Below are 12,194 nucleotides of genomic sequence, written 5' to 3' on the forward strand. Positions count from 1 at the left end.
GCAGCAGGCGGCCTTCGGCGTCGTAACCGTAGTGCACTTCGCCGCGCAGCGCGTCGCTCACTCCGGCCAGCTCGCCGCGGCCGGTGTAGCGATAAGCGCGCCACAGCACGCCGTCTTCCGGCCGGGTCAGTTTGTCGTGGCCAAAGGCGCTGCTCTGCCAGCTGCGGCGGCCCATGGCGTCGTAACGCCGCTGCTGCTGCAGCGCGCCCTGGCTGCGGCCGGTTTCCCGGTGCAGGCGATCGCGGGTGAATTCGCTCACCACCTGCTGGTTGAATTTAATGGCGCTGGCGTGGCCGGAGCCGTAATACAGCCACTGCAGGCGATCGCCCTGCGGCAGCGTCAGCGCCTGCAGGTTGGCCAGCTCATCCCATTGGTATTGCAGCTCGCCGTTCACGCCCTGCTCGCCAAGCAGCCGCCCGGCGGCGTCATAGCGCATCTGCACGCTGTCCGGCTCGATGCCCAGCGCCGCGCCGCTCGCCGTCGGCAGGCGGTTCAGCTCGCGCAGCCGTCCCATGGCGTCGAAGCGGTAATGCCATTCCGCGCTGGCGTTGCCGCGCCAGACCAACTGCCCGGCCTCGTCGAAGCGGAAGCGCTGTTCGCGCTGCGTCAGCTCACCCGCGCTGCCCGGCAGGCCGACCTCGCGGTGCTCCTCCAGCAGCCCGGCTGCGCCGTAGCGATAATAGTGGCGGGTGTCGTCCGGGCGCTCTTCGGCCAGCACGCGGCCCACCGCATCATAGCTGAAGCGGTAGTCGCCGCCGTTACCGTTCTCCAGCCGCGTCAGCCAGCCCTGCGGGCTGTAGTGATAGCGTCGGGTGCGGTTAATGCGGTCGGTGATGCTGACCGGCAGCCCCAGGGCGTTGTACTGCCAGCGGGTCAGGCTGCCCAGCGCGTCCTGATGTTCTGCCAGCTGGCCGTGCGCATTCCAGTTAAAGCGCTCTTCGCCGCCGTCCGGGTGGATCAGGGTGTGCAGGCGCCCGCCGTTATCCCACCGGTAGCGCGTCTGGTGGCCTTCGGCATCGGTCTGCGCCGTCAGTTGCCCCAGCGCATCGTAGGTATAAGCCGTGACGCTGCCGGAACAGTCGGTGTAGCGCGTCAGCTGGCCGCGGGCGTCCCACTCCAGCTTCACCTCCCCGCCCAGCGCGTCGATCACACTAGCGGGCAGGCTCTCTTCGTCATCCGGATAGCGGTACAGCGTGGCATTGCCCAGGGCATCGACATAGCGCGTCGGGCGCCCCAGCGTGTCCCAATGCTGCGCCTCGCTGCTGCCGTCCGGGTACGCGACGGCGAACAACCGGCCGCTGTTGCGCGAATATTGATAGCGCGTCACGCGGCCGAGCGGATCGGTCTCCGACAGCAGGCGGCCGTAAGGATCCCATTCGCTCTGGCGCTGCGCGCCGCCGGGCAGCAGCACGCTGCACAGCTCGCCGCGTTGGTAGATAAAACCGTAGCGGCGCTGGTCGAAATCGGTGTACTGCGCCACGTTGTCGTCGTCGTCCAGCCGCCACTCCGCCCGCTTGCCGTCGCCGCGCACCGCGCTGCGGCGCCCGCCGGCGAAGTCATAGCCGAACTCAAGGGATTCCCCGGCGCTGTTGCGGTAGGCCGTCACGCGCGGCACGCCGTCGATCTCTTGCCATTGGTATTCGTTCAGCAACCCGGCGGCGTCCTGGTGGCTGATCATCAGGCCGTCGCGCCAGCCAAAACGGCGCGTTACCTCACCGGCGCGGTTGCTCACCGTCGTCAGTTGGCCCTGCTCATCGTAGCCGTAGCGCGCCAGCGTCCGTTCGCCTTCGGCGGTTTGCAGCGCCACTTCGCGCAGGCGGCCCTGCGCATAGCGGCACATCAGGCGCTGCCCGGCGCTGTCCACCAGTTCGCTCAGCAACCCCTCGTCGTCGTAAAACAGCGAGGTAGCGTTGCCGATGGCGTCGGTGATCATGCTGAGCCGGCTCGGCTGGTCGCCCGCCAGCGGCGGGTAGTGGAAAATCTGTTCGCCGACGTCAAACAGCTGCCAGCTGCCGTCGTCGTTGTGCATCAGCCAGCATTTTTCGGCTTCGCAGTAGGTTTTGTGGCCGCGCGGCACCCTGGGGAAAGCGACGAAGTCGCCGGAAGGGGCGCGCCACACCAGGCCGTCCTGATACGGCTGCAGGCTGCTCTCCCAGAACAGGTTCCAGCCGCGGCCCAGTACGCCGTCGCCGGGGTTGCCGCTGCGCCAATAGCGCTGCCAGGCGACCGGCAGGCGCGAAGGCAGCACGAAATCGAGATCGTCTTCGCCGTCGAGGAATTTCTGGCCGCTGACGATATCCACCGGCCGGGCGATAATGCCGACGGCGGCGGTGGCGGTCATCAGGGTGCCGGCGCGGCAGGCGATGCGCGCCAGCTTGTTGATGCCGGGCAGCTTGCCCAACAGTTTGCCGAGCGCCCCCAGCTTGCCGGCGGCGCCGCCCACGCCACCCACCAGGCCGGCGAACAGCAGCGTCAGGTCAGAGACCTTGTACAGCCAATCCGGCACTTCGGGCTTGATCGGCAAGGTGGTGACGGTGCCGCCGCCGATAAACACGTTGGGCGAGCCTTCCATTACCTGCGCGTCGCAGTTGGTTTTGTCCCCCACGCGCGAGGCGGGCTGGCCGTTGATGCTGACCTTGTCGGAACCCTGCGCCATCTGCATGCTCGGGCCGTCGTCGCTGCAGGCCACCTGGCTGTTGGTGGCGAGCGCGGCGGGTTTGCCGTTGATGAAGACGTTGGGGGAGCCAGTGACGATATTGCCTTTGGGGGTCAGGCTACCGGCACCGGCGTCGGCAATGCCGTCGCGCGCCGCGGTGGCCGCCTCCCCGGTGAGATACCCCACCGCCAGGCTGGCGCCGATGAGCAACACGCCAACGCCAATACAGGAAGCCGCCAGGCCGGCGACGAACAGCGCACCCGCCGCCACCGCGCCTGCGGCGGCGATCAGGCCGCCGACAAGGGTGCCGGCAATCATGCCGGCCAGGGCATGGGAATGCCCGATGGTATCGCCGACGCGGGCCGCTTCGGTCATCGTAAGGTCCTTTTACGTGAAGGGTTCATCGTTATGCCGCCCGGTAGCTGCTCAGCACCTGCAACAGCAGCGCATCGTCTTGCGGCGTCAGCTTGCGCGCCATCGCCAGGGTGAACACCAGCACCCGGCCCTCCGCCAGCGCGAACACCGCCTGGTTTTGCCAGATGCGCTTGCCGTCGCGCAGGTAGCTGGCGCGCACCCATTCACCGGCGGTTAATCCATCGCCCAGCGTCGCCGGCTCGCGGCTTTTGAACGCCCAGCCTTTCAGCCCCTGCGCCAGCGCATCGAGCTGGCGGGTGACGTAGCCTTCCAGGTTTTCCGCCGGCTGCAGCGCATCGCGGGAAATATTGATTGAGGGGGAAACATCATCGCCGGCCAACAGCACGTTGACGGTGCGATCGGCATAGCCTTCCGGCAAAGCGACGCTGCCTTCGCTGAAAGCGCAGCGGGATAAAGCGGACATGCGAGGATCCTTTTGCATAAATAATGCTTAAGCATCGCATAACTTAGCCTTGAAATAAAACCATCAGGCACCGCCAATGTTGCGCGGCGTGACCGCGTTCACTGTGTGCAAGGCCGTGGCCGGAACCTTGCCCGGGATCGGGCCGTAACATTACAGAATTATCTGAAACCATCGGCGCGCCGACGCCCTGATTATGGCTATACTCGGCTATCGTCCGTTTTTCAGGAGATCAGGATGCTGAGATTCACCCGTAGCGCGCTGCTGTGCGCCACGCTGGCCGCGTTCCCCGCCGCCGCCGAAACGCCGAAGTTCGGCCCGGAGCTGCAGGGTTTTCACTACCCTTATCCGTTGCAGCAGTTCAGTTTCACCTCGCAGGGGCAGGCGTTAAAAATGGGCTATATGGACGTGCCGCCGGAAGGCGCCGCCAACGGCCGCACCGCGCTGTTGCTGCACGGTAAAAACTTCTGCGCCGCCACCTGGCAGGACACCATCAAGGCGCTGAGCAAGGCCGGCTACCGCGTGATCGCGCCGGATCAAATCGGCTTTTGCTCCTCCACCAAACCTGCGCATTACCAGTACAGCTTCCAGCAGCTGGCGCAAAACACCCACGGCCTGCTGCAGAACCTGAAAATCAGCCGGGCCATCGTCATCGGCCACTCCACCGGCGGCATGCTGGCCACGCGCTACAGCCTGATGTATCCGCAGGCAGTGGAGCAATTGGTCATGGTCAACCCGATCGGCCTCGAGGACTGGAAGGCCAAAGGCGTGCCGTGGCGCAGCGTCGATCAATGGTTCGAGCGCGAGCTGAACACCACCGCCGAGGGCATCCGCAACTATGAGCAGCGCACCTACTACGGCGGCAACTGGAAGCCGGAGTACGATCGCTGGGTGGATATGCTGGCCGGGCTGAACAACGGGCCGGGCCATCGCCTGGTGGCGTGGAACTCGGCGCTGATCTACGACATGATCTTCACCCAGCCGGTGTACTACGAGTTCAAGGATCTGCAAACCCCCACTACGCTGATGATCGGCACCGCCGACACCACCGCCATCGGCAGCGATATCGCCGCGCCGGCGGTCAAGGCCAGGATCGGCCACTACGCGGAGCTGGGCAAACAGGCGGCGAAGCTGATCCCGCACGCCACGCTGATCGAGTTCGCCGGGCTGGGCCATGCGCCGCAAATGGAAGAACCGGAGCGTTTCCATCAGGCACTGCTCAAGGCGCTGCAGCCCTGAGCGGCCGGTTGGCGTAGCCGCCGCGCGGCGGCTAAACTTTCAGCTGGCACTCAACGGCAGGAGACAGCCATGCGACAGATTATTGCCAGCGCCTTCGTCAGCCTCGACGGCGTGATGCAGGCGCCGGGCGGGCAGGACGAAGATCGCAGCGGCGGCTTTCAATTCGGCGGCTGGACAGCCCCCTACTGGGATGACGCCATTGCGGAAACGATGGGCGATCTTTTCTCCGCGCCGTTCGATCTGCTGCTGGGGCGGCGCACCTACGACATTTTCGCCGGCTACTGGCCGCAGATCACCGACGAGGCCGATCCGTTTTCCGCCGATATCGCCCGCGTATTCAATCAGGCCACCAAATACGTCGCCACCCACCACGGCGAGACGCTGGCGTGGCAGAACAGCCAGTGGCTGGGGCGGGACATCATCGCCCGGCTGCGCGAGCTGAAGCGCACCCAGGGGCCGGTGCTGCTGGTGCAGGGCAGCAGCACGCTGATTCAACAGCTGCTGGCCAACGATCTGGTGGACGAACTGCGCCTGCTCACCTACCCGGTGCTGCTCGGCGGCGGCAAGCGGCTGTTTGATGATAACGCGGCGCCGGCGGCCTTCACGCTGGCCCAATCGGTGGTCTCGCCCGGCGGCGTGATCGTGGCCCACTACCGCCGCGCCGGCGCGGTGGCGACCGGCTCCTTCGTGGCGGAAAGCGCGGCGGCGGCCCAGCCGTAAAAAAAGGGCCGTTCGGCCCTTTTCTCTTTCCCCTTCATCGCCCTCAGGCAAACAGAATATCGCTCTGCTCCACCTGCCCGACCACATGGATCTTGAAGTCGGCGGCGTAGCTGTTGCTGTGGGTGTTCATCAGCAGATCGGTGGTGCCGTTGAAGGCGTCGAAGTTGAGCTGGATCTCGCCTTTCTGGCCGCTGAAGGCGCTGCCGCTGTCGATAAAGCGCAGCTCGCTCAGGCTGTTGTTGAAGCGCAGGCCGGAGAGATCGATCTTGTCGATGCCGTGCTCGAAGTCTTCAATCACGTCGAACGCCGCCACCGTGGACTCTTTGGCATTGAGATAGACGAAATAGTCGGTGAAGTTGTTGGCGTCTTTGCCGCCCCACAGATGATCCGCCCCCAGGCCGCCGTACAGGATGTCCGAACCGGCGTTGCCCGCCAGCAGGTTGTCCTGATCGTTGCCGATGATCACATCGCGCCCGCTGCCGCCGATGGCGTTCTCGATGATCGCCCCGCGCGCGATGGCGACGTTCTGCGTGCCGCCGCCGACGCTGGAGAACGCGCCGTCGTTCAGGTTGATCATCTGCTGCTGGCTGTAGCCGGAGAAGTCCAGCGTGTCGTTGCCGCCGGCGTCCCACACCGCGAAGTTGACCGGTTTGCCGTTGTCCGCCGTGGCGGTCAGGAAATCGCGCCCGGTGTTGGAGTTGAAGCCGTACACCGTGTCGCCGGTGCGGGTGCTCATGTTGGCGCCGTACAATTTTTGGATCGCGGAGATGTCATCCACCATCGGGCCATAGCCATACACCCCTTTGGTGTCGGCGCCAGTGTAACCGGCGTTGAAATAGCTCATGATCGAGTATTGCAACGAATCCTGGTAATAAGCCGCGTCGTTCTGGTAGCTCGGGTTGCCCAACGAGGCGTCATAAGATCCCGGGTGCGCCAGCCCCAGGGCATGCCCCAGCTCGTGGGTGAAGGTCTGGCTGCTGAAGTCGCCGCTAACCGGCGCCTGATGGGTGGCGAAGTTTTTGTTGAACCACACCGTGCCGGCAAAGGCGTTATCGCTGCCCGGCTTGGAGCTCGGCGGGTAATAGGCGTACGCGTTGATGGCATTCGGGCCGCTGCCGGCGGCGGTGCTGCCGTCGGCGCGCTGGGTGAAGTACGCGAAGGTGATGTCCGTGCGGTGGTTGATATCGGTGGACGCCGCCTCGGTAAAGGTCACATTCGCCACGTCGGCCCAGGCCTGCATCGATTTCAGCGCCTGTGTCTGCGCCGCCTGAGTCAGCGGTTGCAGCCCCTTGTCACCGTCACCGGTCTGGCCGATGCGGTTCAGCGCGCTCTGCGTCAGGAAGGAATAGGTCAGCGCCACCGGCTGGTGATAGACCTGATCGCCGTTGTGCGTCAGGCCCGACCGCGTCAGCTGATCGGCGGCGCGATCGAAGCTGAAGTTATCGCGGATTTTACCCAGGTTGTTGATGGCGGCTCCGCCGCGCTGGTTGCTGTACAGGTTGGCGTTGTCCAGCGTTAACAGCGCGCCGTAGCCTAACCCATCATAGAGGCTGCCGGGCTGGTGATAGTAAAATTGATAGTTATGATCGTTGGGGGATGTGGCGGACAGGCTGGTGAACTCATCGTCATCTTGCAAAATATCGTTGTGGCGACTGCTCATTGCATTCTCCTTTTACACAGTAGGAATCCACTCGCTTTGTAAGACTATTCATCAGTCGTTCTAATCTAAGCCAAGGCTTAGGATTGACCAGTATAGTAATTAACCCCGACGGCGCGACCCGACGCCGCCGTGCATCATCGCGCCGGGCGTTAAGACGGAAATAATCATAACGATTTGTATTAGCGAAGTATTAATGAGAAAGATAAGCGTATCGGCGGGCTAATGACTCGTCTTTATGGGCATGTTATCGCCGGTTAGATCAGAATTATCGAGGATTAAAAAAGCTAATCCTTACCTCATCATCCCGCAGGGAACGTGCTAAGGTGTGAACGGACAGCCGAAAGGAGTGACCCGATGCCAACCCATTTCCTTATGCGCGCCTTGCGCCGCGCCAGCCTGACAGGAGTCGTTATGAGCGTATTGTGCAGCAGTGCCCTGGGCAGTTCACTGCCGTTGCTGGAACCCGCCGCGCTGAAGGGCGACTGGCAGCTCGCCGCCATCGGAGACGGTAAAACCGTCTGCGAGGTGCAGCTGAGCGACGAGGTGGTGGCCAACACCAACGCCTTCCGCTTCAGCGCCTCCGCCCAGTGCCTGCAACCGCTGGCGCTGCAAACGTTGCCGGTCGCCTGGCGGCCGACGCCGGACGGCATGACGCTGACCGACGCCGAAGGCAGCATGGTGGCGTTTCTGGCCCTGACCGCGCCAAAGCGCTATGAGCTGATCGATCGCGGCGGCCCTTCGCGCTTTGTGCTGATCCCGCGCTAATCCCTCAGGCCAACAGCAACCCGAGCAGCGCGCCGCCCGCCAGCACCCACAGCGGATGGAGGCGCTTGCTCATGCTCAATCCCGTCGCCAGCGCCACGATCGCCGCCAGCCGCCAGCTGGGTGCGGAAGCCTCGGCGATCAAGATACCGCTGGCCGCCACCAGCCCCACGGTCAGCGGCACCAGCCCGGCCTGCACGATGCGGCGCCACGGGCGATCCTTAAAGCGCCGCCAGGCGCCCATCACCAGCAGCGTGACGATGGAAGACGGCCCGAACTTGGCGACCGAAGAAACCAACAGCCCCGCCCAGCCGGCCACATGCCAGCCGACCAGCGGCACGATCATCATGTTCGGCCCCGGTGCGGCCTGCGCCATGGCGAACAGCGCGCTGAACTCCTGGGCGCTCATCCATTGATGCACCTCCACCACCTGCCGCTGCATCTCCGGCAGAATGGTCATGCCGCCACCAAACGCCAATAAAGAAAGCTCGGTGAAGATCAGCGCCAGCGCAATCAACACCCCGCTCATGACGGCCACCGCCACATCAGCAGAATGCTCAACGGCGCCAGCACCAGCATGGTCGGCAGCAGCGGCAGGCGCAGCCAGGCGATGGCGATCAAGGCCAGCGCGACGATCGCCAGTGCCGGCCATTTACCGCGCAGCGGCAGCAGCATCTTGATCCCGGTCGAGAGCAGCAGCCCGGCGGCGGCGGCGGCCAGCCCGGCGAACACATGCTGCACATGCGGATCGTTTTGGAAGCGGGCGTAGACCACGCCCAGCCCCACCACGATCGCCGTCGGCGCGCTGATGAGGCCCAGCAAGGCGCACAGCGCGCCGCGCAGCCCGCGAAACTCCATGCCCACCGCCACCGACAGGTTGATCACGTTGCCGCCGGGCAGAAACTGGCACAGCCCGAGCAGCTCGGTAAACTGTTCGCCGCTCAGCCAGCGCCGGCGCTCCACCAACATACTGCGCGCCAGCGGCAGCACGCCGCCGAAGCCGATCAGCCCCAGCCACAGAAAGCCCACAAACAGCTCTGCGTTGCCCGGCGCTGCCGCCGGGTGCGGTTTTAACGTATTGATATCTGACATGACATTGCCATTCCACATCGCTTGTTTTGATGTCTGGTATCATGCGCGCCGCCGTGCCATGATGTCTAATGCATTCCAGAACAACCAAAGATACCTTTGAGGTATGGCAATGATCGAACTGCGTCGCCTGCGGGCGTTCGTCACCGTGGTGGAAGAAGGCAACATCACCCGCGCCGCCGAGCGGCTGTTTATCCAGCAGCCGCCGCTGACCCGCCTGCTACAGGGGCTGGAAGATGAACTGGGCGTCACCTTGTTGCAGCGCCTGCCGCGCGGCGTGCGCGTCACCGAAGCCGGCGGCGTGCTGTTCGAAGAGGCCCGCGCCCTGCTGGCGCGCGCCGAACGCCTGCGCGAAGCGGTGCAGCGCGCCGCTCGCGGCGAGCAGGGGCACATCGCCATCGGCTTCACCAGTTCCGCCGCGCTGCACCCGTTCGTGCCCAACCTGCTGCGCCGCTACCGCGACATCCTGCCGGGCATCACCACCCAGTTGGAAGAAGCCGGCAGCGGCGAACTGATGGAGGCGTTGCTGGAACAGCGCCTCGACGCCGCCTTCGTGCGCTCGCCGGCCAGCGGCATTCCCGGCCTGAGCGTGGAGCCGGTGCTCAGCGAACCGATGATCGTCGCCCTGCCGCTGGGCCACCGGCTGGCGCAAGAAACGCAGCAGCCGCTGCCGCTGGCCGAACTGGCCCACGAGGCGTTTATTCTCTATCGTCGCCCGGCCGGCCAGGGGCTGTACGACGCCATCCTGGCCGCCTGCCACCGTGCCGGCTTCAGCCCGCGCATCGTGCAGGAAGCTCCGCGCCTGCCGGCCACCCTCAGCCTGGTCGGCGCAGGCCTGGGGCTGTCAGTGGTGCCCGGCTCGATGCGGCGGCTGGGCGGCGACGGCATCGTCTACCGCACCCTCGCCGAAGAAGCGCAGCTCAGCGCCCCACTTTACCTGGCGCTGCGCCGCAGCCCGGCTTCGCCGATCGTCGAACGGTTTCGTCAGCTGGTGCTGGAGACCGTGGGGGAGTCATAAAAAGCCCGAACGGCCAATAAAAAATGCCGTTCGTTTATTATTTATTTAAACCGGTCGGCGACTAAAATTAATTCCAATTAATGACTATTCAACTTCCGAGTAATTAATCAAACCCGTTCTCACTTAGTAACAAACGCAAACAAATAAGCGCCTACCCAATAAATTCCAGCCGCTAGGATTTAAGGGTCACAGCCTGTTCCCGCCGATGACAAAAAATCATTTCAATGGCGCTCGCGCCTTCCCTGTCGCCTGCCTCTGCAGGCGCACGGTTTTATATTGGAGAAAATGCTATGCTATCGCGTCGTGATATATTGAAAGTGTCCGCCGTCAGCGCGGCCGCCGCCGGCATGATCGGCGGCATCGCTAAAAATGCCGCTGCCGACGACCACCGCAATATCGTGCCTCCCAGCAGCTACCAGCCGCCTGCTAATGCGCAGCATCTCTATAAGTACAAATTCACCGACAGCAAGAAACGCAGCCTGCCCAGCGGCTGGGCGCGCGAGGCCACCGTCGAGCAGTTTCCAATCTCCGAAGGCGTGGCGGGCGTAGACATGACGCTGGAGCCGGGCGGCGTGCGCGAGCTGCACTGGCACGCCATCGCCGCCGAATGGGCGTTTATGCTGGAAGGCCATGCGCGCATCACCATCCTCGATCCCGAGGGCAAATGCGAAGTGGCGGATTTCGGGCCCGGCGACGTGTGGTATTTCCCGAAAGGCTACGGCCATTCCATTCAGGCGCTGGCGGACGGCGCGCATTTTATTCTGGCGTTCGATAACGGCCATTTCTCCGAATTCGGCACCTTCAGCATCACCGATTGGGTGGCGCATATGCCGAAAGAGGTATTGGAAAAAAGCGTCAACATGCCGGCGGCGGTATTTTCCAAGGCCAAACAGGGTGAGGCCTATATTGTTGGCGGCGCCGTTCCGCCCACCTTGCCATTACCGAAAAACGACGGCGGATTAAATAACGCCCCGCTGACCCACCGCTATGAATTAATGAAGCAAAAGCCGTTCTTTGAAAATGACGCCGGCAGCGTGCATTTGGTGTCATCGAAAGAGTTTCCCATTTCCACCACCATGACCGGCATCATCGAGATCGTGAAACCCGGCGCGATCCGGGAATTGCACTGGCACCCCAATGCCAACGAATGGCAATACTATATTGCCGGTAAGGGCCGCATGACGGTGTTCAGCTCACACGGCCACGCGCAGACGGAAGAGTATGCCCCTTCGGACGTCGGTTACGTGCCGCAGGGCTTCGGCCATTACATCGAGAACATCGGCGATGAGGATTTGAAAGTGCTGATCGTGATGGACAACGGCATCTATCAGGATATTTCGTTGTCCGACTGGCTGGCGAAAACCCCGGCCTACCTGCTGGCGGATAACTTCAACAATCAGGCTGAGGACTGGCAGGATCGGCCGAAAGACAAACGGGTCATGTCACGGCGCAGCCGCTGACGCCACGGCGAGGGAGAAACTCCCTCGCCCTCCGTCACATCGGCCAAAGCGTCATATTTCATATTAAGAACAACACCTTGCTCTCAGTGAGTTAACCGAATTCCTTTTATAAAAAACAGATATTACAGTTGTTTGTTCAGATAGGAGCGTGTTATTTCATTGCCGCAATCCAACTCGCCAATCATTTGAAAACCCTGTTTCAGGTAGAAATTGGGCGCCTGAAAGCTAAACGTGTCCACGGAGACGCTGGCGCATCCCAACTGTCTGGCATGAGCCTCTGCAGCTTCCAGCAGACGGTGGCCTAAACGCCGGCCGCGCTGCGCTTCATCAATCCAAAGATAATGGATGTAAAAAACGGCCCCGTAAGACTCTGCATAAAGTCCCGCGATTATTTTCTCATCGCCGTCTTTATAATAAACACCATACTCGTGAGCATTTAACCCCATGAACTTTGAATTAAATCTATCGAGCTGGCCCTCCAGAAAGGAGCGTGCATCATTGTCATGATGCAACGTTAAATTTTCATTTCCCACAACATGTTCCGCATATATAAAATAAAAAAGGAAGATTGGTTAATACTTTATGGCCCGGATTAATTCGGCAAAACGCATCAATAATCAGACTGCACAGGGGAAACACTGTACTCAACATGCGCTAAACAAATACCAAACGCATCCATCGATTTGGATTCGCACTTCTGCGGATCGATAAATCCAGCCCGATCTCTTTCCCCCTTCTTCAGTGCTCATTCAGAG

Annotated in this window: 11 protein-coding genes; 5 read left to right on the top strand and 6 right to left on the bottom strand. The window is 62.6% G+C overall.

The window, feature by feature from the left end; translation table 11 throughout:
- Together WCL58_RS23530 and WCL58_RS23535 are read right to left on the bottom strand one after the other, a co-directional pair.
- On the bottom strand, positions 1–3,031 hold a 3,031-nt coding region (locus WCL58_RS23530; protein ID WP_336851669.1), incomplete at its 3' end, for a PAAR domain-containing protein.
- A 31-nt stretch (positions 3,032–3,062) separates the two neighbouring features.
- The gene (locus WCL58_RS23535) at positions 3,063–3,494 is read right to left on the bottom strand and encodes a DcrB-related protein (RefSeq protein ID WP_033634486.1); all 432 of its coding nucleotides are present in this window, start codon (positions 3,492–3,494) and stop codon (positions 3,063–3,065) included.
- 234 nt (positions 3,495–3,728) lie between these two features.
- On the opposite strand from WCL58_RS23535, the gene WCL58_RS23540 reads away from it, so the two are divergent.
- Together WCL58_RS23540 and WCL58_RS23545 are read left to right on the top strand one after the other, a co-directional pair.
- A complete protein-coding gene (locus tag WCL58_RS23540; RefSeq protein WP_197756541.1) occupies positions 3,729–4,730 on the top strand; it encodes an alpha/beta fold hydrolase in 1,002 nt (333 codons plus the stop codon).
- Between the two features lie 69 nt (positions 4,731–4,799).
- Complete coding sequence (locus WCL58_RS23545; RefSeq protein WP_197756540.1) at positions 4,800–5,450, top strand: dihydrofolate reductase family protein; 651 nt, start codon at positions 4,800–4,802, stop codon at positions 5,448–5,450.
- Between the two features lie 43 nt (positions 5,451–5,493).
- Here the strand turns inward: WCL58_RS23545 and WCL58_RS23550 are convergent, their stop codons facing one another.
- Positions 5,494–7,110 (bottom strand): serralysin family metalloprotease, encoded by a 1,617-nt coding sequence (locus tag WCL58_RS23550; protein ID WP_336851670.1) that lies wholly within the window; start codon positions 7,108–7,110, stop codon positions 5,494–5,496.
- A 411-nt stretch (positions 7,111–7,521) separates the two neighbouring features.
- Here WCL58_RS23550 and WCL58_RS23555 point away from each other — a divergent pair, with 411 nt between their 5' ends.
- Complete coding sequence (locus tag WCL58_RS23555) at positions 7,522–7,875, top strand: AprI/Inh family metalloprotease inhibitor (protein WP_060439993.1); 354 nt, start codon at positions 7,522–7,524, stop codon at positions 7,873–7,875.
- 4 nt (positions 7,876–7,879) lie between these two features.
- On the opposite strand, the gene WCL58_RS23560 is transcribed toward WCL58_RS23555, so the two are convergent.
- Both WCL58_RS23560 and WCL58_RS23565 read right to left on the bottom strand, forming a co-directional pair.
- Positions 7,880–8,401: a chromate transporter gene (locus tag WCL58_RS23560; protein ID WP_060440697.1), complete on the bottom strand. Its 522-nt coding sequence runs from the start codon at positions 8,399–8,401 to the stop codon at positions 7,880–7,882.
- A complete protein-coding gene (locus WCL58_RS23565; protein ID WP_033634481.1) occupies positions 8,398–8,964 on the bottom strand; it encodes a chromate transporter in 567 nt (188 codons plus the stop codon). The genes WCL58_RS23560 and WCL58_RS23565 overlap by 4 nt, the downstream gene beginning before the upstream one ends.
- A 103-nt stretch (positions 8,965–9,067) precedes the next feature.
- Between WCL58_RS23565 and WCL58_RS23570 the strand changes: the two genes are divergently transcribed.
- Both WCL58_RS23570 and WCL58_RS23575 read left to right on the top strand, forming a co-directional pair.
- Positions 9,068–9,979, top strand: a complete 912-nt coding sequence (locus WCL58_RS23570) for a LysR family transcriptional regulator (RefSeq protein ID WP_060439994.1) — start codon at positions 9,068–9,070, stop codon at positions 9,977–9,979.
- 290 nt (positions 9,980–10,269) lie between these two features.
- Positions 10,270–11,439 carry a cupin domain-containing protein gene (locus WCL58_RS23575; protein ID WP_100395833.1) on the top strand — a complete coding sequence of 390 codons (1,170 nt, stop codon included), beginning with the start codon at positions 10,270–10,272 and terminating at the stop codon, positions 11,437–11,439.
- A 122-nt stretch (positions 11,440–11,561) separates the two neighbouring features.
- On the opposite strand, the gene WCL58_RS23580 is transcribed toward WCL58_RS23575, so the two are convergent.
- Positions 11,562–11,972 (bottom strand): GNAT family N-acetyltransferase, encoded by a 411-nt coding sequence (locus WCL58_RS23580; RefSeq protein WP_141959145.1) that lies wholly within the window; start codon positions 11,970–11,972, stop codon positions 11,562–11,564.
- Between the last annotated feature and the right edge of the window lie 222 nt (positions 11,973–12,194).

This window comes from Serratia sp. TMDUHS_CL (assembly GCF_037137105.1).
In the GTDB taxonomy this organism is placed as follows: domain Bacteria; phylum Pseudomonadota; class Gammaproteobacteria; order Enterobacterales; family Enterobacteriaceae; genus Serratia; species Serratia nevei.

Coding starts and splice junctions, on each gene's coding strand:
- WCL58_RS23535 (WP_033634486.1), bottom strand. CDS start 3,494: ATGTCCGCTTTATCCCGCTGCGCTTTCAGCGAAGGCAGCGTCGCTTTG.
- WCL58_RS23540 (WP_197756541.1), top strand. CDS start 3,729: ATGCTGAGATTCACCCGTAGCGCGCTGCTGTGCGCCACGCTGGCCGCG.
- WCL58_RS23545 (WP_197756540.1), top strand. CDS start 4,800: ATGCGACAGATTATTGCCAGCGCCTTCGTCAGCCTCGACGGCGTGATG.
- WCL58_RS23550 (WP_336851670.1), bottom strand. CDS start 7,110: ATGAGCAGTCGCCACAACGATATTTTGCAAGATGACGATGAGTTCACC.
- WCL58_RS23555 (WP_060439993.1), top strand. CDS start 7,522: ATGAGCGTATTGTGCAGCAGTGCCCTGGGCAGTTCACTGCCGTTGCTG.
- WCL58_RS23560 (WP_060440697.1), bottom strand. CDS start 8,401: ATGAGCGGGGTGTTGATTGCGCTGGCGCTGATCTTCACCGAGCTTTCT.
- WCL58_RS23565 (WP_033634481.1), bottom strand. CDS start 8,964: ATGTCAGATATCAATACGTTAAAACCGCACCCGGCGGCAGCGCCGGGC.
- WCL58_RS23570 (WP_060439994.1), top strand. CDS start 9,068: ATGGCAATGATCGAACTGCGTCGCCTGCGGGCGTTCGTCACCGTGGTG.
- WCL58_RS23575 (WP_100395833.1), top strand. CDS start 10,270: ATGCTATCGCGTCGTGATATATTGAAAGTGTCCGCCGTCAGCGCGGCC.